18 protein-coding genes are annotated in these 19352 nt (G+C 72.0%); 11 read left to right on the forward strand and 7 right to left on the reverse strand.

What is annotated here, in order from left to right; translation table 11 throughout:
• The 3 genes from H0488_RS13050 to H0488_RS13060 form a co-directional block, all read left to right on the forward strand.
• Window positions 1–1003, forward strand: a 1003-nt coding sequence (locus tag H0488_RS13050; protein ID WP_183099710.1) for an amino acid ABC transporter ATP-binding/permease protein, incomplete at its 5' end; no start/stop codon positions are given.
• A 54-nt stretch (window positions 1004–1057) separates the two neighbouring features.
• Window positions 1058–1639 carry a hypothetical protein gene (locus H0488_RS13055; RefSeq protein ID WP_246372038.1) on the forward strand — a complete coding sequence of 194 codons (582 nt, stop codon included), beginning with the start codon at window positions 1058–1060 and terminating at the stop codon, window positions 1637–1639.
• A 113-nt stretch (window positions 1640–1752) separates the two neighbouring features.
• Window positions 1753–2895, forward strand: a complete 1143-nt coding sequence (locus tag H0488_RS13060; RefSeq protein WP_183099711.1) for a CDP-glycerol glycerophosphotransferase family protein — start codon at window positions 1753–1755, stop codon at window positions 2893–2895.
• 1 nt (window position 2896) lies between these two features.
• Here H0488_RS13060 and H0488_RS13065 read toward each other — a convergent pair whose 3' ends face one another.
• The gene (locus tag H0488_RS13065; protein WP_220794542.1) at window positions 2897–3766 is read right to left on the reverse strand and encodes a TIGR03619 family F420-dependent LLM class oxidoreductase; all 870 of its coding nucleotides are present in this window, start codon (window positions 3764–3766) and stop codon (window positions 2897–2899) included.
• A 23-nt stretch (window positions 3767–3789) separates the two neighbouring features.
• Between H0488_RS13065 and H0488_RS13070 the strand changes: the two genes are divergently transcribed.
• The 3 genes from H0488_RS13070 (at window position 3790) to H0488_RS13080 (ending at window position 7881) form a co-directional block, all read left to right on the forward strand.
• A complete protein-coding gene (locus tag H0488_RS13070; RefSeq protein ID WP_183099713.1) occupies window positions 3790–5733 on the forward strand; it encodes an oxidoreductase in 1944 nt (647 codons plus the stop codon).
• 535 nt (window positions 5734–6268) lie between these two features.
• Window positions 6269–7561, forward strand: coding sequence for an HNH endonuclease signature motif containing protein (locus H0488_RS13075; RefSeq protein WP_183099714.1), 1293 nt, complete (start codon window positions 6269–6271; stop codon window positions 7559–7561).
• A gap of 86 nt (window positions 7562–7647) precedes the next feature.
• Window positions 7648–7881 carry a hypothetical protein gene (locus tag H0488_RS13080; RefSeq protein WP_183099715.1) on the forward strand — a complete coding sequence of 78 codons (234 nt, stop codon included), beginning with the start codon at window positions 7648–7650 and terminating at the stop codon, window positions 7879–7881.
• 1 nt (window position 7882) lies between these two features.
• On the opposite strand, the gene mraY is transcribed toward H0488_RS13080, so the two are convergent.
• On the reverse strand, window positions 7883–8968 hold the full coding sequence (gene mraY / locus H0488_RS13085) for a phospho-N-acetylmuramoyl-pentapeptide-transferase (protein WP_183099716.1): 1086 nt from the start codon (window positions 8966–8968) through the stop codon (window positions 7883–7885).
• A gap of 115 nt (window positions 8969–9083) precedes the next feature.
• Between mraY and arfB the strand changes: the two genes are divergently transcribed.
• Complete coding sequence (arfB, locus tag H0488_RS13090) at window positions 9084–9539, forward strand: alternative ribosome rescue aminoacyl-tRNA hydrolase ArfB (protein WP_183099717.1); 456 nt, start codon at window positions 9084–9086, stop codon at window positions 9537–9539.
• Between the two features lie 27 nt (window positions 9540–9566).
• Here arfB and H0488_RS13095 read toward each other — a convergent pair whose 3' ends face one another.
• Entirely contained in the window at window positions 9567–11090 is a 1524-nt protein-coding gene (locus H0488_RS13095) for an adenylate/guanylate cyclase domain-containing protein (RefSeq protein WP_183099718.1), read from the reverse strand.
• A gap of 189 nt (window positions 11091–11279) precedes the next feature.
• On the opposite strand from H0488_RS13095, the gene H0488_RS13100 reads away from it, so the two are divergent.
• Window positions 11280–12170, forward strand: coding sequence for a putative metal-binding motif-containing protein (locus H0488_RS13100; RefSeq protein WP_183099719.1), 891 nt, complete (start codon window positions 11280–11282; stop codon window positions 12168–12170).
• Here the strand turns inward: H0488_RS13100 and H0488_RS13105 are convergent.
• From H0488_RS13105 to H0488_RS13115, 3 genes are all read right to left on the reverse strand, one after another.
• Window positions 12151–13572, reverse strand: a complete 1422-nt coding sequence (locus H0488_RS13105; protein WP_220794543.1) for a pyridoxal phosphate-dependent decarboxylase family protein — start codon at window positions 13570–13572, stop codon at window positions 12151–12153. The two genes, H0488_RS13100 and H0488_RS13105, sit on opposite strands and share 20 nt — an antisense overlap.
• 9 nt (window positions 13573–13581) lie before the next feature.
• Window positions 13582–14808 carry an MFS transporter gene (locus H0488_RS13110; RefSeq protein WP_220794544.1) on the reverse strand — a complete coding sequence of 409 codons (1227 nt, stop codon included), beginning with the start codon at window positions 14806–14808 and terminating at the stop codon, window positions 13582–13584.
• The gene (locus tag H0488_RS13115) at window positions 14802–16160 is read right to left on the reverse strand and encodes an NAD(P)-binding domain-containing protein (RefSeq protein ID WP_183099720.1); all 1359 of its coding nucleotides are present in this window, start codon (window positions 16158–16160) and stop codon (window positions 14802–14804) included. The genes H0488_RS13110 and H0488_RS13115 overlap by 7 nt, the downstream gene beginning before the upstream one ends.
• Window positions 16161–16249: 89 nt before the next feature.
• Here H0488_RS13115 and H0488_RS13120 point away from each other — a divergent pair, with 89 nt between their 5' ends.
• The gene (locus tag H0488_RS13120; RefSeq protein ID WP_183099721.1) at window positions 16250–16600 is read left to right on the forward strand and encodes an ArsR/SmtB family transcription factor; all 351 of its coding nucleotides are present in this window, start codon (window positions 16250–16252) and stop codon (window positions 16598–16600) included.
• An 89-nt stretch (window positions 16601–16689) separates the two neighbouring features.
• Entirely contained in the window at window positions 16690–18024 is a 1335-nt protein-coding gene (gene chrA, locus H0488_RS13125; protein ID WP_312856327.1) for a chromate efflux transporter, read from the forward strand.
• 14 nt (window positions 18025–18038) lie between these two features.
• Here chrA and H0488_RS13130 read toward each other — a convergent pair whose 3' ends face one another.
• A complete protein-coding gene (locus H0488_RS13130) occupies window positions 18039–18797 on the reverse strand; it encodes an SDR family oxidoreductase (protein ID WP_183099722.1) in 759 nt (252 codons plus the stop codon).
• Between the two features lie 46 nt (window positions 18798–18843).
• On the opposite strand from H0488_RS13130, the gene H0488_RS13135 reads away from it, so the two are divergent.
• Window positions 18844–19352: alpha/beta fold hydrolase (locus H0488_RS13135; RefSeq protein WP_183099723.1), on the forward strand; the 509-nt coding region annotated here is incomplete at its 3' end.

Here is a 19352-nt window from a genome sequence, read left to right on the forward strand (position 1 = left end):
GGCCGCCGGGTGGCTCGCGGCCGCCCGGGCCCTGGTGCTGGCCTCGGCCGGTGTCGCCGTCGCCGCGGCCGCCCTGGTCGCCGGGCCCGCCGTCGCTGACGACCGGCTGTCGGGACCGCTGATGGCCCTGCTCGTGCTGTTGCCGCTCGCCCTCGCCGACGTCGCGGCGCCCGTCGCCGACGCCGGCGTGCTCTCGGTGCGCACCAGCGCGGCCGAGGCACGACTGCGCGACCTGGCGCACCGCTCGCCCGCGGTGCGCGAGACGGTCGGCGTGTCGGTGCCGACCGGCACCGCCGTCGACGTCCAGGACGCCCGCGCGCGTTGGGAGCGCGGCCAGCCGCTGACCGCCCCGGTGAGCCTGAGCCTGGCCCCGGGTGACCGGATCGCCGTCGTCGGCCCGTCCGGGTCGGGCAAGTCGACGCTGGCCGCCCTGCTGCTGCGCTTCCTGGACCCGGTCGAGGGTCGGATCCAGCTCGGGGGTCGCTCCACCCGCGACCTTCGGCTCGACGACGTACGACGGCTCACCGGCCTGGTCGACGACCACCCGCACGTCTTCGGCACGACCCTCGTCGAGAACGTGCGGCTGGCGCGGCCCGGGGCCACCGACGCGGAGGTCGAGGCGGCGTTGCGCCGCGCCTCCCTCGGTGCCTGGCTCGACGGCCTCCCCGACGGGCTGGACACCTGGCTCGGCGACGGTCACTCCGCGGTGTCGGGAGGCGAGCGGGCCCGGATCGGGATCGCCCGCTCGCTGCTCGCCGACCAGCCGGTGCTGGTGCTCGACGAGCCCACGGCCCACCTCGACCACGCAACGGCCGAGGCGCTCGCGAGCGAGGTCCTGTCGGGCCCGCGGAGCCGCTCGGTCCTGTGGATCACGCACGGCTCGTCGGGGCTCGACCTGGCCGACCGGGTGGTGGACCTGGAGTCCGCACCCGATCGGGACCTAATGCCCGGCCGGTCACGGTTCCTGGACCCTGCCCACGGCGACCCCGACGGGCGAGGCTAGGCGTAGCAACAGAGATCAAGCAGGGCCCGACCGGCCCGGAAATCGGAGATTACGATGACCACTCTCAAGCACAGCCACAACCTGGATGTGATGGTCGAGAAGGACGTCGTCACGCACCGGAGCGCCCGACAGGGGCTTGCTGCGCTGCGGATCGGCTTCGGCCTCACCTTCCTTTGGGCGTTCTTCGACAAGCTGCTGGCCCTCGGCTACCACACCGGTGTCGACGAGACCGGCACGCTCGACCGCTTCGGCGACGCCGCGTGGATCAACGGCGGAAGCCCCACGTTCGGGTTCCTCAGCTTCGGTGTCCCCGAGGACAACCCGATGAAGGACTTCTTCAACTCGATGGCCGGCGACGCCTGGGCCGACTGGCTGTTCATGCTCGGCCTGCTGGGCATCGGCATCGCGCTGACGTTCGGCGTCGGCATCCGGATGGCAGCCATCACCGGCGGTCTGCTCTACATCATGATGTGGCTCGCCTCGCTGCCCCTCGAGAACAACCCCGTGATCGACGACCACCTGCTCGGCGCGGTCGCCCTCACCGTCTTCGCCCTCACCCTGGCCGGAGACACCTGGGGCCTCGGGAAGACGTGGGCCAAGACCAACCTGGTCCGCAAGTTCCCCGTGCTCCGCTGAATCACCTACTACTACGGCTCCGCCGGTCCCCGAGACCGACGGGGCCGTAGCCATGTCCGGGCCATGCTCGGGGCATGTCCGGGCCATGCTCGGGGCAGGCGTAGCATTGCGAAGTGCAGAAGCGGATCTCGGTCGTCGCCTACTTCGGTGAGGACCCCACGCGGGTCTACCAGCTGGTCCAGTGGCTCCCCGTCCTGGAGGTGCTCGACCAGGCCCATCCCGTCGCCCTGGTGGTCCGCAACGCCGAGGTCGCGCGACAGCTGCAGGGCCGCACCCCGCTCCCGCTGGTCCTGGCCGAGAGCTTCGACGAGCTGGCGAAGAGCTACCAGACGCTCGACGCCTCCGTCGTCCTGTACTGCAACAACTCGAAGACCAACATCGACTCGTTGCTCAACAACCGGATGCTCCACGTGCACATCAACCACGGCGAGAGCGACAAGCAGAGCATGGTGAGCAACAACGCCAAGGCCTACGACCGGGTGTTCGTGGCGGGCGAGGCGGCGGTCCAGCGCCACCTGGCCAACCTGATGGAGTTCGACGGGTCCTCCCTGGTCCGGATCGGGCGGCCGCAGCTCGACGTCGTCCGACCCGCCGGTCTTGCTCCGTCCGCCCGCACCACCGTGCTCTACGCCCCGACCTGGGAGGGCGACGCCGACTACAACAACTACACGTCGGTCGACGTACTGGGTCCCGTGATCGTCGACGCCGTCCTGGCCGTTCCGGGCGTCCGGCTCGTCTACAAGCCGCACCCGAAGATCACCACCAGCCTGACGCGGGCCGTCGCCGCCAACCACGCCGCCATCCTCCAGCGGATCACCGATGCCGCGGCGGCCGAGCCGGCCGCCGGTCACGTCGCGATCACCGAGGGCGACATCCTCGCGTTGATGCCGTCCTGCGACGCCATGGTCACCGACGTCTCGTCGGTCGGGCTCGACTGGCTCTACCTCTGCACCGACAAGCCGCTCCTCATCACCGACCGCTCCGGCGACGCCGAAGCCCTGCGGCGCGACGTGCCGGTCAGCCGCTGCTCCGACATCGTCGACGTCGCCACCGTCGGTTCGTTGACCGCGCTGCTGGCCGCGCGGCTCGCCGACGACGAGCACCGTGCCGCGCGCGAGTCGACCCGTCGGCTCTACTTCGACGACGTGCAGAACGGCGAGAGCACGACCCGCTTCGTCACCGCCGTCGCCGAGCTGGTCACGTTGCGACGACGGCTGCTCATGGCCTCCGCGGCCGACATGAGCGCAACCGCCTGACTCAGCCGAGCGGCTCGATGACGTCGTCGCGGTAGCGCCGGATGCCGTCGATCTTCTGCTCGAGGGTGGCGTCGTTCCCGTAGTAGTAGAGCCACGGCATCGTCATCACCAGCGTCACTCCCCCGGCAGCCGCGCGGGCGAAGTCGTCGGACGTCAGCGCGTCGGTGAGGGCGACCACGACGTCGTACGGCGCCGCCGGGTCGCGCCCGGCCTCGGCGCGCAGCTCGGCCAGCCGCGCCGCCGTCGCCACCGCCTCGTCGACGGTCGAGGTGTCGCTCACCCAGCCGTCGTGGCGGGCGGCGCGCCGCAGCGCCGGCTCGGAGATCCCTCCGACCCAGACCGGGATCGGCCCCGGGGGCTCGGGCTTCATCACCAGCCGCTCGCAGGAGTAGAACTCGCCCTCGAACTCGGTCCAGCCCGGCGACCAGAGGTCCTTCATCAGCGCCAGCGCCTCGTCGGTGCGCCGGCCGCGGGTGCCGAAGTCCTGTTCCAGCAGGTCGAACTCCTCCCGGCACCAGCCCACACCGACGCCGAGGGAGACCCGCCCGCCGGCGAGGGCGGCCGCCGTACCGACGGCCTTGGCGACCACGAACGGGTTGCGCATCGCCGCGACGTAGATCGACGTGAAGAACTGCAGCCGGGTGGTCACCTGCGACAGCGCGCCGATGGTGACCCACGGGTCCGGCCAGTCCACGTCGGGCGTCCAACGGCGGTTGCCGCTCGCCTGGTAGGGATACGGCGTCGCGAGCGTCTCGAGGTCGACGACGTGGTCGGCGACGCTGAGCGCGCGGAAGCCGTGCTCCTCCGCTGCTCTGGCGAGGGCGACGAGCTCGCCGATCGGCTGGTAGGCGGTGACGACAGCGAAGTCCACGGGAACAAGGTAGAACATGTTCTATGCCTGCCCCCTTGTTCGGTCACCTGCTCGCGCCGGGCCGGATCGGCACCATGACGGTCCGCAACCGGATCGTCATGTCCCCGATGGAGACCATGTACGGCACGCCCGAGGGGTTGCCGTCGGACCGCACCGTCGACTACTTCGCGGCCCGCGCCGCCGGCGGCGTCGGCCTGATCACGGTCGGCGCGACCGGCATCGACCCCCTGCACCCGGAGACCCCGGGCGGACTGCAGATCGGCACCGCCGACTCGGTGGCCGCGCACCGGAGGCTCGTGGACGCGGCGCACGCGCACGGCGCCCGGATCCAGCCGCAGGTCGTGCACGCCGGGCCGGACGGACTCGGGCCGGAGATGCACGGGGTCACGTCGATCGGCCCGTCGGTGATCCCGTCGTACCTCACCGGACGGCCGTCCGCCGAGGCGACCAAGGAGCAGATCGCCGGCGTCATCGACCAGTTCCGGGCGGCGGTGGTGCGCGTGCGCGAGGCGGGGTACGACGGCCTCGAGCTCCATGCCGCGCACGGCTACATGTTCCTCGGGTCCTTCCTCGCCCCGCAGCGCAACCGTCGCGGCGACCGCTACCGCGGGACGTCGATCGAGGGCCGGATCCGGGTGGTGCTCGAGACGCTCGCCGCGATCCGGGGCGAGGTCGGCCCGGACTTCCCGATCACGCTGCGGATCTCCGGCTACGAGCGGGTCGCGGCGGGGCGGCCGGTCCACGACACCGCCACCATCGCGCCGCTCCTGGTCGAGGCCGGCGTCGATGCCTTCCACGTGAGCGGCGGGGTGATCGACCGGCTGGTGACCGGCATGGTCAACGCCGCCGACCGCGGCGACGGGTTGAACGTCGGCGCCGCTGCGGCGGTCAAGGAGGCCGTCGACGTGCCTGTGATCGCGGTCGGTCGGCTCCACGACCCGGCGCTGGCCGAGGCGGTGCTGGCCGACGGGCGTGCCGACTTCGTGGCGATGGGGCGGCCGCTGCTGGCCGACCCGGACCTGCCGCGTCGGCTGATGGACGGCGAGCCCGAGCGGGTGCGCCGCTGCATCTCCTGCGAGAACTGCATCGACACGCTCGAGGAGAAGCTGGCGACCGAGTGTGCGGTCAATCCGTTCACGGGCTACGAGCGGGAGCTGACCCTGGTGCCCGCGCCGCAGCGCCGGCGGGTGGTCGTGGTCGGCGGCGGTCCCGCCGGGCTGGAGGCGGCCCGGCTGGCGGACGGGGCTGGCCACGACGTGGTGCTGCTGGAGCGAGCCGATCACCTGGGGGGCGCCCTGGTCGCCGCGTCGGCGGTCCACGCGGAGAACCGGTCCTACCTCGACTGGCTGCTGGCGGAGGTCGAGCGGTCCGGCGTCGTCGTACGACTCGGAGAGGAGGCGACTCCCGACCTCGTCGCCGACCTGGTACCGGACGTGGTCGTCGTGGCGACGGGTGGCGCGGTGGTCGTGCCGTCCGTGGTCGGCGACGACCTGCCGCACGTGTCACGGGGCCTCGACCCCTCGCGAGTGCCCGCCGGGCGACGCGTCGCGGTGGTCGGTGGGCGCCTGGCTGCGGTGGAGTACGCCGAGACGCTGGCCTCCCAGGGGCGGCTGGTCGCCCTCCTCGAACCCGGCCCGGAGCTCGCTCCGGAGTTCGGCCTCAAGCGGCGCACCGAGCACTTCGACCGGATCGACCGGCTGGGCATCACCGTCCACGTCGGCTGCCTCGTCGAGGAGATCACCGCCGACGGGGTGCTGCTCACGCCCGCCAACGGGACCAGCCGACTGCTCCCCGCCGACGCCGTCGTGCTCGCCGGAACCGTCGTTGCGGACCGCACGCTGGCCGACGCGATCGCGGCCCGCCTCCCCCGCACCACCGTCCGCGCGATCGGCGACGCCGAGCTCGGGCTCGGACTGATCCGCGGCGCCACCGCCACCGCCGCCCGCGTGGTGCACGAGATCTCCTAACCGTCCCAGCCGCCCCCTGCGGTCGAGGAGGTCGCGCAGCGCCGCCTCAGCGTTGGTCGAGGAGGTCGCGCAGCGACCGTCACGAGACCCCCCCTGCCCGCCGGTGGTCGAGGAGGTCGCGCAGCGACCGTCACGAGACCCCTGCCCGCAGCTTCCGCGCCGTCGTCGGTTGCGGTGGGAAAGACGGACGACGTGGTGGCGCGCCGTCGTTGGTCACGGTGCGGTCCCCCGGGGCCCTGCGTCGGTTGCCGGAGGCCTGAGGTGCTCGCTTTGGTGGCGGTAGCGGGGGAGGTGTTCGGGTGGTTGCGGAAGTACGCCGGCTCACCGCCGCCGTGCCCACCGGTGGTCGAGGAGGTCGCGCAGCGACCGTCACGAGACCCCCTGCCCACCGTTGGTCGAGGAGGTCGCGCAGCGACCGTCACGAGACCCCCGCTCGCCGTCGCCGCTGGTTGAGGTGCGAGCGAAGCGAGCCTCGAAACCAAGGCAACCAACCTGTGGAAACCCTCGAACGAATGTTCCATTCCGAATCGAACAGGTGTACGATAGAAGCATCTCGGAAAGGAACACCGTGGTCGCCCAACTCCACCCCCAACCCCACCCGATCCTGGGTGCGGTCGCGGACGCCCGGAGTTCGTTGAGCGACGTGCGCGACGTGCAACCGGTGTACATGACCCCGGCCGAGAAGACCACCGCCCTCCAGGAGATCACCGCCCTGGAGGCCACCCTCACCGACCTGAAACTACGCATCCTCGCTGTGTCCGGCGACGTCGCCGACGCCGCCGGTGCCCGCGACGTCGGGTCCTGGGCCGCCCACCTCACCCACGCCGACCCCGCCGCTGCTCGCGCCGACGCCCGGCTGGCCGAGGCCCTGGACCGGCGGTGGACCCGGGTCGCGGCCGGTATGGCCGACGGATCAGTGGCGCTCGCCCAGGCCCGGGTGATCGTGACCGCGTTGGACGCCCTGCCCGACGACCTCGACCCCACCCTGCTGGCCAAGGCCGAAACCCAGCTGGTGGCCTACTGCGCCGACTTCAGCCCCGCCGAGCTACGCCGCCTGGGCCGTCACATCCTCCACGTCGTCGCCCCCGACATCGCCGAAGCCCACCAAGCCCGACTTCTCGAACAAGAGGAGCAACGCGCCCGGGAGAAGACCAGCCTGCGCTCCCGCCTGATCGGCGACGGACTGGCGCGCACCACGATCGTGCACCCCGAGCTCGACCGCACCCGGCTGCTGACCTACCTCGAAGCCTTCGCCTCACCCAGGAAGAGCAGCGACGCGATCACCGGCGAGGAAGACCGGATCCCCTACCACCGGCGCCTCGGCCAAGCCTTCGGCGCGCTCCTGGAGCACCTCGACCCCGCCAGGCTCCCCGACCACGGCGGCGACGCGACCACCCTGATGGTCACCATCGACCTCGACTCCCTGATCACCGACCTGGCCACCGGCGGGCTCATCGACGCCCACCTCGCCGCAGGCGACAACATGTCGGCCACCGCGATCCGCCGCCTGGCCTGCACCGCCAAGATCATCCCCGTCGTCCTCGGCGGCAAAGGCGAGATCCTCGACCTCGGCCGCACCCGCCGCCTCTACACACCCGGCCAACGCAAAGCCCTACGCCTCCGCGACCAGCAATGCCGAGCCGAAGGCTGCACCGTCCCCGCCCCCTGGTGCGAAGCCCACCACCTCAAACCCTGGACCCAAGGCGGCCGCACCAACCTCAACGACGGCATCCTCCTCTGCAATCACCACCACCACCGCGCCCACGACCGACGATACGAAGCCGACCGCCTTCCCAACGGCGACCTCCGCTTCCACCGACGCCCCTAGCCAGCAGCACCACACGCGGCGCTGAGCCGCCCATGCTGCCGCCGCCCACAGGGGTGTGGGACGTCGATCGTGGGTACCGCTCGGCCATGAGCGAGAGCAAGGACGACAGCGGCGTCAGCATCCCCGACGAACAGCTTCCGGAGGACCTTGTGCCGAGCGAGGACAACCCTCTGGCCGAGGGCCTGCCCGACGGCGAGACCGTCGGCGACCTCCTGCACGAGGGCAAGCCGGCCGACGGCGCGGAAGAGACGCAGTCGGACGCCGACGAGCCCGGTGACCACCAGTCGGACGGTGCCGCCTCGGAGGAGTCCGACGGCTGAGTCAGTTCAGCCAGTCGGCGTAGAAGATCCCGAGGCCGGCCGCGACACAGAGGCCGGCGATGATCCAGAAGCGGATGACCACGGTGACCTCGTCCCATCCCAGGTGCTCGAAGTGGTGGTGGATGGGGGCGATCCGGAAGATGCGGCGCCCGGTGCCGGTGATCCGCCGGGTGAGCTTGAAGTAGCTCATCTGCAGGAGCACGGACAACGTCTCGAGCACGAACAGGCCCGCGATGACGGCCATCAGGAGCTCCGTCCTGGACATGATCGCCAGACCGGCCAGCGCACCTCCCAGAGCGAGCGAGCCGACGTCGCCCATGATGATCCGGGCGGGTTTGGCGTTCCACCAGAGGAAGCCGATGCACGCCGCGGCAATGGCCGCTGCGAAGACCGCGAGGTCGAGCGGGTCGCGGACCTGGTAGCACGCGGACTCCACCACCGTGGAGTCGAGGGATCCGCACAGATGGTTGTTCTGCCAGATGTTCACGATCGTGTAGGCGCCGAAGACCATGGCCGACGTGCCCGCAAGCAGACCGTCCGCGCCGTCCGCCAGGTTGGCGCCGTTGGAGGTCGCCGTCACGATGAACCAGATCACCAGCAGGAGCACGACCAGGGGCAGCTTGATCCCCCAGTCGTGCGTGGTGGAGATGTACTGCGACGCGGGCCGGACGCCTCGTTCATCGGCGAAGAACTGCGTCGCCAGCAGACCGAATCCGAGGGCGACCACCGTCTGCCCGGCCATCTTCGCGCGGCTGGTCAACCCCTGGTTGTGCTGGGTGTAGACCTTGATGAAGTCATCGAGGAACCCGACGACTCCGCAGCCGAGGAACAGGAAGAGGAGCAGCCAGGCGCTGGCACTGGGCCGACCGCCGACCAGCATCGTGGCGGCCAGGTAGGCCACCGTCGCGCTCAGCAGGATCACCAGCCCGCCCATGGTCGGCGTGCCGCGTTTGACGTGGTGCGTCGTGGGGCCGTCGTCCCTGATCGGCTGGCCGAAGCCGTGCCTGGTGAACCACCCGATGGCGAGCCGGGTCCCGAGCAGTGAGCAGATCACCGCCAGCCCGCTGCTGAGCAGGACTGCCCGCATGTAGCCCAACCTCTCTCGGCCAGTGACGTGAGCCAACGAGGCTAGAGCGTGGGCCCACCGTTGCTCACCAGGACATGCCGACGGCGTCCTCAGCACCCGGCGCTACCGTCGGAGCATGAGCGAGCCCGGTCAGGACCTTGTGGTGCCGCCGGGCCCCGGACTGCCGTCCGGCACGACCATCCCGGCGGGTGAGCTGGTCGAGCGGTTCTCGCGCTCCCCGGGGCCGGGCGGCCAGTCGGTCAACACCAGCGACACCCGCGTCGAGCTCCTCTTCGCTCCGGCGACCTCGACCGCGTTCACCGAAGAGCAGCGGGCCCGCCTGGCCCGCCACCTTGTCGACGCGATGACGCAGGGAAGGCTCTCGGTCGTGGCCTCGGAGCATCGGTCGCAGCTGCGCAACCGCATCGCCGCCCGCGAACGCCTGGTCGCCCTCCTGCGGGAGGCGGTGGCGCCGCCTCCGCCACCCCGCCGCAAGACGAAGCCGAGCCGCGCCTCCCAACGTCGGCGCGTCGAGTCGAAGAAGCAGCTGGGTCGCACCAAGGCGCTGCGGGGCCGGGTCCGCGACGAGTGAGCAGGCGGCGTCGTCCCAGCGCCTACCTCAGGGGCGGCTGACCGAGGGCCGGCGCAGCCGCGTGCCGAGTCGCAGCGCGCGACCGAGCTGACGGCCGACCTTGGGGTTGGCGCTGCCCACCTTCGCCATCCGGGCCACCGCCCGGTCCGAGGTCCGGGAGCTCGGGCCGTTGGGGGCGATCGCGTACGCCGCAGCCGGGGCCGGTGCTTGGGGAGCCGACTCGGCATCGGTGACCGCGAGCAGCCGCCACCGGCCCGGGACGCCCTTGAGCTCGTGATCGCCGCGGTCCTCGAACCCGATCGGGGACCCGAACACGAGGTCACGTACCGCCGAGGAGACGAGCACCTCGCCACCGGCCGCCTTCGCCGCGACGCGAGCCCCGATGTGCACCGCCATCCCACCGAGGTCGTCCCCGCGGATCTCGCACTCGCCGGTGTGCACGCCCGCCCGGACCTCGACGCCGACCTCGGCCATCGACGACGTGACGATGCGCCTGGCCGCGCGGAGCGCACGCGCGGGGCCGTCGAAGCGGGCGAGCATCCCGTCCCCGAGCGACTTCACCACGTGGCCGCCGGCCCGGTCCACCTCATGGGTGACGAACGCGTCGTGGCGTTCGAGCAGTGCGCGCCACCGCGCGTCGCCGAGACGACCCGCCAGGTCGGTGGAGCCGACGATGTCCGTGAACACGACGGTAACCAGGGCGCGGTCCGGTTCGTGCACGGCACGGGCACCGGTGAGGAACGCCTCGATGCCGTCGTGGACGGCTTCGCTGTCGCCGAGCCACGGCAGGTGCGAGGTGCCGTCCAACTCGAGCAGCCGCGCGCCGGGGATGCGAGCGGCGATGTCCCTGGCCATCTCGACCGGGATCACCTCGTCCCGGCGGTGCATCACCAACGTGGGGGCGCTGATCGAGGACAGGACGTGGGTGGCGTCGACGCTCCTCAGCGAGTCCAGCAGCGCGACCGCCATGGCCGGGCTGGCGGCGAGGCGCTCGAACAGAGCAAGGCTGGCGCGGGTGGCCTCGTCCTCGGCGTAGTCCGGTGCGAACAGGTCGACGAGGTGGCCCTCCCCCCAGTGCTCGTGCATCTCGTCGAAGGCAGCCATCGCGCGTTCCGCCCGCTCTACGAGGTCCGGCAGGTAGTCCGGTCCGGGCATCTTCGCGAAGGCGCCGAACGTGATCAGCGCGCGGACCCGCTCCGGGTAGGCCGCGGCGAACAGCATGCTCAGCACGCCGCCCTCCGAGATCCCGAACAGTGCCGGCCGCTCGGCTCCGGTCGCGTCCAGCACCGCGTGCAGGTCCTCGACCCGCTCCTCGAGCGACGGCGGACGGAGCGAGGGGTCGGACAGGCCGGTGCCGCGCTTGTCGTAGAGGATCAGCCGACAGAAGGAGGCGAGCCGTTCCATGAACCTGGCCGTCTCGGGCAGCATCCACCACAGGTCTACGTGCGAGATGTACGGCGGCGTCATGACCAGGTCGAAGGGGCCGTCGCCGACGACCTGGTAGGCGATCCGGACGTCGCCGTTGCGTGCGTATCCCGTCTTCGGCCGCATGGTCCCCATTCCTCGGCCGGCGGGAACTGGCGCCGCCAGCTGAGTCGCACGCTACCCGGGCGGCGGGCCGCAGGGGACGCTTTCGGGCGACGGGGCGGCGTCGACGACGTGTATCACCCGCTCCCGCCGCGACTCCTTCAGGTGATGCCGTCCAGCGCTCCCGCCGGCGGCCGACCCTAGGAGACCGAGATGCACCACAACCGAACCGCGTCCCGCCGGACGCTGACCTCTGCCGCCGGCATCGTGATCGGCGCGGGACTGGCAGCGACCGCGGCGACCACGCCGGCGTACGCCGCTCCCGCGACCGTCACGCTCGACTACGACTGTGCCGAGGCGACGATCACCGTCACGTCGTCGAAGGACCTCTCCAACATCGTCTACCAGGTCGACGGCTCGCCAACCCGCCTCGAGAACCTGACCGGGAAGGTCTACGTGGTCGACCTCGAGACCCTCGAGGGTCTCGAGACGACGTGGGTGAAGTCCGGCAACAACCAGTCCGGCGACGGTCCGGGCTACGGGCAGCGCTTCGACTTCGACTACGACGCGACCTGCGCGCCCGACCTCGACGTCGACGACGACGGCTACGAGGTGCCCGAGGACTGCGACGACGGCGATGCCGCGATCAACCCGGGTGTGCCGGACGTCCCGAACAACGGCATCGACGAGAACTGCGACGGCTCCGACCTCGTCGTGGCGACCGGTCCGGTCCGGGTCACCCTCATCTGGGACAACGACGACGACCTCGACCTGTGGGTGACCGAGCCCGGCGGGGAGACGGTGTCGTGGCGGAACGTCGCGGTGCCCTCGGGTGGGTACCTCGACCGCGACGACAACGTCGGCGCCTGCTTCTCGGACCCCGAGGCGGGTGGCGTCGAGAACACCGTGTGGGACCCCGCGCCCTCCGGCACCTACACCGTGCAGCTGAGCAGCTACCGCGACTGCCTGGAGTCGTCGCCGGCCAACTACACGATCCAGGTCTTCGTGGGCGGCAACCTGATCCACACCGAGACGGGGACCACGGACCGGTCGGGCGGGGCGGGCGACACGTTCGTCGACAGCTTCACCTTCCAGGTGGGCTGACCAACCTCAGCAGCTCGTCGTGCAACCACGGCACGGCGGCCTCGCTCTCGGGCTTCATCAGCACACTGCGCAAGATCCGTCCCGCGGGCACGTCGACCTCGATGTCGACGTGCCCGCGGGCTGCCAGCGCGGCACCGTCGACGGCGTACGTTGCGAGGAACAGTGCCTGGTCGGGAGGCGCCGCCATGCCGGCGGCCATCGCCGCCGCACTCGCGGCATCGACCTCCGACAGCCGGTCCCGCGCGGGGAAGTAGGTGAGGATGTCGAGCTGCGGCGGCTGGAACAGCCGCAGCTCGTCGCTCGCCTCGATCCGCGCCGCCCAGTCGAGGGCGGCCCGGCGACCGGGACGCAGCACCGCGCCGAGGCCCTCTGGCGTGAGGGGCAGCAGCCGGAGCGTCAGCCACAGCGCGGCCGCGGCGGCGCCGGCGCGGGAGCACTCGAGCGAGATCTCGCCCAGGTGCAGGTCGTCGGAGGTGAAGTAGGTGTAGGGCGAGTCGTGCAGGAAGTGCCGCGCCACCTCGGGGTCGCGGAACAGCACCGCGCCACACCCGTACGGCTGGAGGCCGTGCTTGTGCGGGTCGATGACGACCGAGTCGCACTCGGCGATCGCGAGGTACGGCGCCGCCGCGACCCCGTCGGGCCGGTCGTCGGCGATCAGCCGGAAGAAGCCGCCGTACGCCGCATCGACGTGCACCCGGGCCCCGTGGCGCCGGGCAATCGCGAGGATCTCGGGCACCGGGTCGACCGCTCCGAGCCCGGTCGTGCCCGTGGTCGCCACCACGGTGCCGATCCGGCCGCCCGCCAGCAGCGCGTCGAGGGCGTCGAGGTCCATGGTGCCGTCCGCGGTCGTCGGGACGGACACGGCTTCGATGCCGAGCAGGTGGGCCATCCGGGCGTGGGTGTAGTGGGCGTCGGCGCTGTGCGCGATCCCCTGCCCGGGGTGGCTCTCCCGCGCCACGAAGAGCGCCTCGAGGTTGGCGATCGTGCCGCTGCTGGTGAGGTGGCCGAGGTGCCCCGGGGGCTCGGGGAAGCCGAACATCGCCGCCAGCTGGCCGACGACGTCCTTCTCCATCGCCGCCGTCGCCGGACCACCGTCGAGCGCGTGGTTGTTGGGGTTGACCAGCATCGCGGTGACGTAGCCGATCACCGCCGCCGGGTGCGGCGGCTTGAGCATCTGGCCGGCGTAGCGCGGGTGGTGGAACGGGTAGTTGTCGCGCAGCCGTTCGCGCAGCTCGGCCGTCGCGGACCCCAGCGACGCCAGGTCGACGTGCTGGGCGGGATGGGTCGCGACCTCGCCGTACTCGCGCATCCAGGCCGCCATCTCGGCGACGGCGGTCTGCAGCTGCTCCCCCAGCTCGGCGGCGCCGGCAGGCATCGGCCGGAGCACGGGCGTCTCGGACATGCGTGCACCCTAGTGCGGCGTCAGGTGGCGAGCACGACCGCTCGCGGCGCGCGCCCGACCGCCAGGACCGAGAGCACGGAGCCGGCCGCGGCCAGCGCCGCCAGCACTGCGAACGTCNAGCGCCGCCAGCACTGCGAACGTCACCGGATAGCCGCCGACGGCCTCCGCGATCCAGGCGCCGGCGAAGGGCCCGAGCGCGGTCGCGACCGAGACCGGAGCGCCGAGCACGCCGTTGATGGCCGCGTATCGCTCAGGCCCCCACAGGTCGCTGACCAGCGTCGCCCCGACCAGCGTGTAGAGCCCGCGGGCCGCGCCGGCGACCATCGCGATGGCGATCAGCAGCGCCGCCGGGCCCGGGACGACGGCCAGCGTCAGCGTCGTCAGCGCCATGGCGGCGGGTCCCCACAGCACCCGCTGCCGGACGTCGGTCATCGCCGTGAGCCGCGGGAACGCCAGCCGGCCGAGGACCTGGCCGGCGCCCCCGAGCCCCAGCCCCCAGGCCGCCAGGGTCGGCGTCATCCCGCGGCCGACGAGCAGCGGGATCAACGCGACCAGCGCCGCGAACATCGCGAGCGTGGTGAGCGTCGCCCCCGCGGCAGCCAGCACGAACGCCGGGCTGCGCAGCACCTCACGGTCCGGCGTGACGTGCTCGGACTCCGCGTGCACCGGCCACGGGTGGTGCAGCGCGATCGCGTGCGTCGGCACTGCGACCACGAGGAGCAGCACGGCGAAGACGGCGTACGTCGTGCGCCAGCTGGTCTGCTCCGCGAGCGCGGTCGTCAGCGGCGCGAACACCGTGCTGGCGAACCCCGCGACCAGGGTCAGCGTGGTCAGCGCCCGGACCCGGCCCGCGCCGTACCAGTGCGTGAGCGCAGCGAAGGCCGGGGCGTAGAACAGCCCGGCAGCGCCGGTGCCGCAGAGCAGCATCGCGACCAGGAACCAGGGGTACGACGACGCTCCCGCCAGCAGGGCGAGCCCCGCGGCGCCGACGACCGCGCCCATCACCATCGCGCCGCGCGGGCCGCGCGCCTGGATGGCACGCCCCACGACGACCCCCGCGACACCGGACATCAGCAGGCCCAGCGAGAAAGCGGCCGTGATCGCGGTCAACGACCAGCCGGTGTCGGCGGTGATCGTCGGCGCGAGGACCGCGAACCCGTAGTAGAGCGTGCCGTAGCTGATGGTCACGGTGACGCAGAGCGCGGCGAGGACGCCGCGGGGCGGTGGGTTCAGCACGTCACGGGCGCCCCGACGGTGAGCACCTCCTGCTCGGGCGACCCGCAGCAGCCGCCGCCCTCGTTGCCCGCGGGCTCGTCGAACAGACCGGCCCCACCGCAGACCCCGGTGTCGGGGAGCGCCAGCTCGACGCGGGCGGCGGCCTCGTGGTCGCCCGCGAGCTCCGCGACGACACTGCGGACCTGTTCGTAGCCGGTCAGGGCGAGGAAGGTCGGCGCCCGGCCGTAGGACTTCATGCCGACCAGGTACAGGTCGGGCTCGGGCTGGGCGAGGTCGGCCGCACCGGTCGCGCGCACGGAGCCGCACGAGTGGATGTTGGGGTCGATCTCGGCCGCGATGTTGCGTGGCGCCTCCAGCGTCGGGTCGAGGTCGAGCCGCAGCTCGGAGAGGAAGGAGAGGTCCGGACGGAACCCCGTCAGCACCACGACGTTGTCGGCCGGCGCGAGCGCCCGACCGTCCTCGGCCAGGACGACCGCCCTGCCGTCGTCGACGGTGATCCGCGCGGTCCGGAAGCCGGTGAGCAGCTCGACGGCGCCGTCCTCCACCAGCTTCTTCGCGCGCAGGCCGAGCGCACCGCGCTGCGGGAGCTGGTCGGCCTCCCCACCTCCGAAGGTGCCGCCGGAAACGGCACGCCGGAGCGCCCAGGTGATGGTGGTGCCGGGGTGCTCGGCGGCGATCCGGGCGAGCTCGATGATCGCGTTGAACGCCGAGGCGCCGGCGCCGATCACGACGTTGTGCTTCCCGGCGTAGCGCGCCGGGCTGGCGCCGTCGGGCACCTGGTAGGAGATCAGTCCGGCGGTGGTGGCCGCGACCTCGCCGAGCGCCGGGATGCCGTCGGCTCCGGCCGGGCTGGGCTTGCGCCAGGTTCCGGAGGCGTCGATCACGGCGCGGGCCTCGATCCGCTCCTCGTCACCGTTGGCGGTCGTGAAGTGGACGGTGAACGGCTGCTCGGCGCGCCCGGCGTCGACGAGCCGGTCGCGGCCCTTGCGCGACACACCGACCACGCGGGCGTCGTACCGGACGTGCTCGGCGAGCGCCGCGCCGAGGGGCGCGAGGTAGCGGTCGACCCACTCGGCTCCGGTCGGGTAGCCCGACTCCGGAGCGGTCCAGCCGCCCTCCACGGACCGGGCGAGCAGCCGGGCGGCGGCCTGGTCGACCAGCTCGGGCCAGGCCGAGAACAGCCGGACGTGGCCCCACTCGGCCACGGCGGCGGCCGGGGCGGAGCCCTGCTCCAGCACGACGGGGGTCAGTCCGCGCTCGAGCAGGTGGGCGGCTGCGGCGAGGCCCTGCGGGCCGGCGCCGATCACGACGACAGGCGCGGCTACGGGGGCGGCAACAGATCGGTCGGTCATGGTTCCATTCTCCTCATATTCACGAAGTTCGATATGACGGACTCTACAGTCGTATCGACAGAAGTCAATATGTTCTTTAGGATGGTGTCATGCCCACCGAGCTTCCGCTACTGCCGGACCTGGCCACGTGCTGCTCCCCCGCCACCGGCGGCCGGGTCGACGATGCCGCCGCCGAGGCGCTCGCCCGGATGTTCAAGGCGCTGGCCGACCCCAACCGGGTGAAGCTGCTCTCGATGATCGCCGCCGCCGAGGGTCAGGAGGCGTGCGTCTGCGACCTCACCGCCCCGGTCGGGCTGGCCCAGCCGACGATCTCGCACCACATGAAGGTGCTCACCGAGGCGGGCCTGTTGTCCCGGGAGCAACGCGGCAAGTGGGCCTACTTCAGCATCGTGCCCGGCATCCTCGAGTCGCTGGCCGAGGCACTCTCGCCCCGACGCTGACCAGGTCGGGGGCGACGACGGTCGCCCGCTAGGTCCACTTACCCACTAACCATGGTTGTATTTGCCTCATCGACCCCAAGAACGACGTCATCCCGCTCGGTGAGGCCACCCGGGCGTGGTTCGCCATCTCCTTGCAGACCTTCGGCGGACCGGCCGGCCAGATCGCGGTCATGCAGCACAAGCTGGTCGACGAGAAGCGGTGGATCGGGCAGCGGCGGTTCCTCCACGCGCTGAACTACTGCACCCTGCTGCCCGGTCCCGAGGCCCAGCAGCTGGCGATCTACACCGGCTGGCTCCTCAACGGCACCCGTGGCGGCCTCATCGCGGGCGGGCTGTTCGTCCTGCCCGGAGCGCTCGCCCTGCTCGTCCTCTCGGCCGTCTACGTGCGCTTCGGCAGCACCGGCGTGGTGTCGGCGCTCTTCGCCGGGGTCGCCCCCGCGGTCATCGCGATCGTGCTCCAGGCGGTCCAGCGGATCGGGAAGCGGGCGCTCGACCATGCCGCCCTGGTCGCCATCGCGGTGGGCGCGTTCGCCGCGCTGACCCTGTTCTCGGTGCCGTTCCCGGTCGTGGTGCTCGCGGCCGGCCTGATCGGCTGGGCACTCGGCCGGGCATTCCCCGGCTTCGCCAGCCGCGCGAGCCACGGCGACACCGACGACGGGCCGCCCCCGCTGATCAGCGACGACGCGCTGCACCACGAGCTGCCGTCGAAGCGCCGTTCGTTCGGCATCCTGCTCGTCGGCGTACTCCTGTGGTTCGCGCCGGTCGCCGTCTTCGCCACGTTCGTGTCATCGACCGACGTGTTCGTCGACCAGGGCCTGTTCTTCTCCGGCGCGGCCGTGGTCACCTTCGGCGGCGCCTACGCCGTGCTCGCGTACGTCGCGCAGCAGGCCGTCTACGTCTACGGCTGGCTGGCCCCCGGAGAGATGATCCGCGGACTCGCCCTCGCCGAGACCACGCCGGGGCCGCTGATCATGGTCGTGCAGTTCGTCGCGTTCGTCGGCGCCTACCGCAGCCCCGGCAGCTTCGACCCCTGGGTCGCGGCCGTCCTCGCGTCGCTGCTCGTCACCTGGGTCACCTTCGTGCCGTGCTTCCTGTTCGTGCTGCTCGGGGCGCCGTACGTCGAGCGGCTCCGCCACAACCGGAGCATCACCGCCGCGCTGACCGGCGTCACTGCCGCCGTCGTCGGCGTGATCGCGAACCTCGCGGTCTTCTTCGCGCTGCACACGCTCTTCGACGACAACCGCGAGGTCGGAGCCGGGCCGCTCAACGTCGACCTGCCGGTGCTGTCGTCGTGGGACCCGGTCGCGTTCGCGATCACCGGTGTCGCGCTCGCGGTCATGTTCGGGCGCGGTTGGAGTCCCCTGCGCACCCTCGGCCTGTGCGCGGCGCTCGGCCTCGGCGCCTTCGCGGTCGGCCTCGGCTAGCGTCGGGTCCAGCGTCAGGCGATGCCGCCGGTCAGGGAGAGGCCGCCGTCGACCACGAGCAGCGCGCCGGTGACCCAGGCGGCGTCCTCGGACAGCAGGAAGGCGACCGGCCCCGCGATGTCCTCGGGCTCACCGAGCCGCTTCAGCGGGTAGGCGGCGGAGACCTCCTCCTCGCGGCCCTCGTAGAGAGCGGTCGCGAGCCGCGTCTTCACCACCGCCGGCGCCACGGCGTTGACCCGGATGCCCGGCCCGAGCTCCACGGCGAGGGTCTGGGTGAGGTAGGTCAGCATCGCCTTGCTCGCCCCGTAGAACGCGATGTTGGCCGGGGGGCGGAGGCCGGCGATCGACGACACGTTGACGACGCTGCCGCCGTGCTCGCCCATCCAGGCATCGTGCACCTGCTTGACCCACGCCATCGCGGCGAGGCAGTTGACGTCGACGATCTTGCGGGCGGCGCTCGGGTCGACCTCCAGGAGCGGGCCGTACGACGGATTGATCCCCGTGTTGTTCACGAGGAAGTCCACGCTGCCGAACGTCTCGATCGCCTGCCGGACGGTGTCCGCCTGGTGCTCGGTGTCGTCCGCCTTGCCGGCCACGGCGAGCGCCACGTCAGGACCGCCCAGGTGCGCGACGGCCTCGTCCAGCGCCTCCTGCTTGCGCGCGGTGATCACCACTCGCGCGCCGTCGGCGACCAGCCGCTCGGCGATACCGAGCCCGATACCGCGGCTGGCGCCGGTGACGATCGCGGTCTTGCCCTCGAACCTCTTGGTCAACGGGGTGCCTTTCCATCGTGACAGTGGAACTGTCATAGTTCAGCACATGCAGTCGCCGACGCTAGTTGACGCGGGCCGGGTCACGCTGGCCTATGAGACGTTCGGGTCGCCGGACGACCCCCCGCTGGTGCTCGTCATGGGTGTCGCCACCCAGATGCTCGCCTGGCCCGACCGGTTCTGCCAGCGCCTGGCCGACGCCGGGTTCCACGTGGTCCGCTTCGACAACCGCGACATCGGCCTGTCCACCCACCTCGACGATGCCGGCGTCCCCGACCTGATGGCGCTGCTGACCGGCGAGGGCGGCAGTGCGCCGTACCTGCTGGCCGACATGGCCGACGACACCGCCGCCCTGTTCGACGCGCTCGGCCTCGACCGGGTGCACCTGGTCGGGCTCTCGATGGGCGGGATGATCGTCCAGGAGGTCGCCCTCCGCCACGGGCACCGGCTCGCCAGCCTCACCTCGATCATGTCGACCCCGGCGGCGACGGTCGGCCAGCCGACGCCGGAGGCGCAGGCGGTGCTGCTCGCCCCGTCGGTGACGACCGCCGAGCAGGC

Origin of the sequence: Nocardioides pelophilus (assembly GCF_014180685.1) — a bacterium.
GTDB classification, from domain to species: domain Bacteria; phylum Actinomycetota; class Actinomycetes; order Propionibacteriales; family Nocardioidaceae; genus Nocardioides; species Nocardioides pelophilus.

Coding starts and splice junctions, on each gene's coding strand:
- arfB (WP_183099717.1), top strand. CDS start 9,084: ATGAGCGAGCCCGGTCAGGACCTTGTGGTGCCGCCGGGCCCCGGACTG.
- H0488_RS13115 (WP_183099720.1), bottom strand. CDS start 16,160: ATGACCGACCGATCTGTTGCCGCCCCCGTAGCCGCGCCTGTCGTCGTG.
- H0488_RS13100 (WP_183099719.1), top strand. CDS start 11,280: ATGCACCACAACCGAACCGCGTCCCGCCGGACGCTGACCTCTGCCGCC.
- H0488_RS13070 (WP_183099713.1), top strand. CDS start 3,790: ATGCCTGCCCCCTTGTTCGGTCACCTGCTCGCGCCGGGCCGGATCGGC.
- H0488_RS13055 (WP_246372038.1), top strand. CDS start 1,058: ATGACCACTCTCAAGCACAGCCACAACCTGGATGTGATGGTCGAGAAG.
- H0488_RS13095 (WP_183099718.1), bottom strand. CDS start 11,090: ATGCGGCCGAAGACGGGATACGCACGCAACGGCGACGTCCGGATCGCC.
- H0488_RS13120 (WP_183099721.1), top strand. CDS start 16,250: ATGCCCACCGAGCTTCCGCTACTGCCGGACCTGGCCACGTGCTGCTCC.
- H0488_RS13105 (WP_220794543.1), bottom strand. CDS start 13,572: ATGTCCGAGACGCCCGTGCTCCGGCCGATGCCTGCCGGCGCCGCCGAG.
- H0488_RS13080 (WP_183099715.1), top strand. CDS start 7,648: ATGAGCGAGAGCAAGGACGACAGCGGCGTCAGCATCCCCGACGAACAG.
- mraY (WP_183099716.1), bottom strand. CDS start 8,968: ATGCGGGCAGTCCTGCTCAGCAGCGGGCTGGCGGTGATCTGCTCACTG.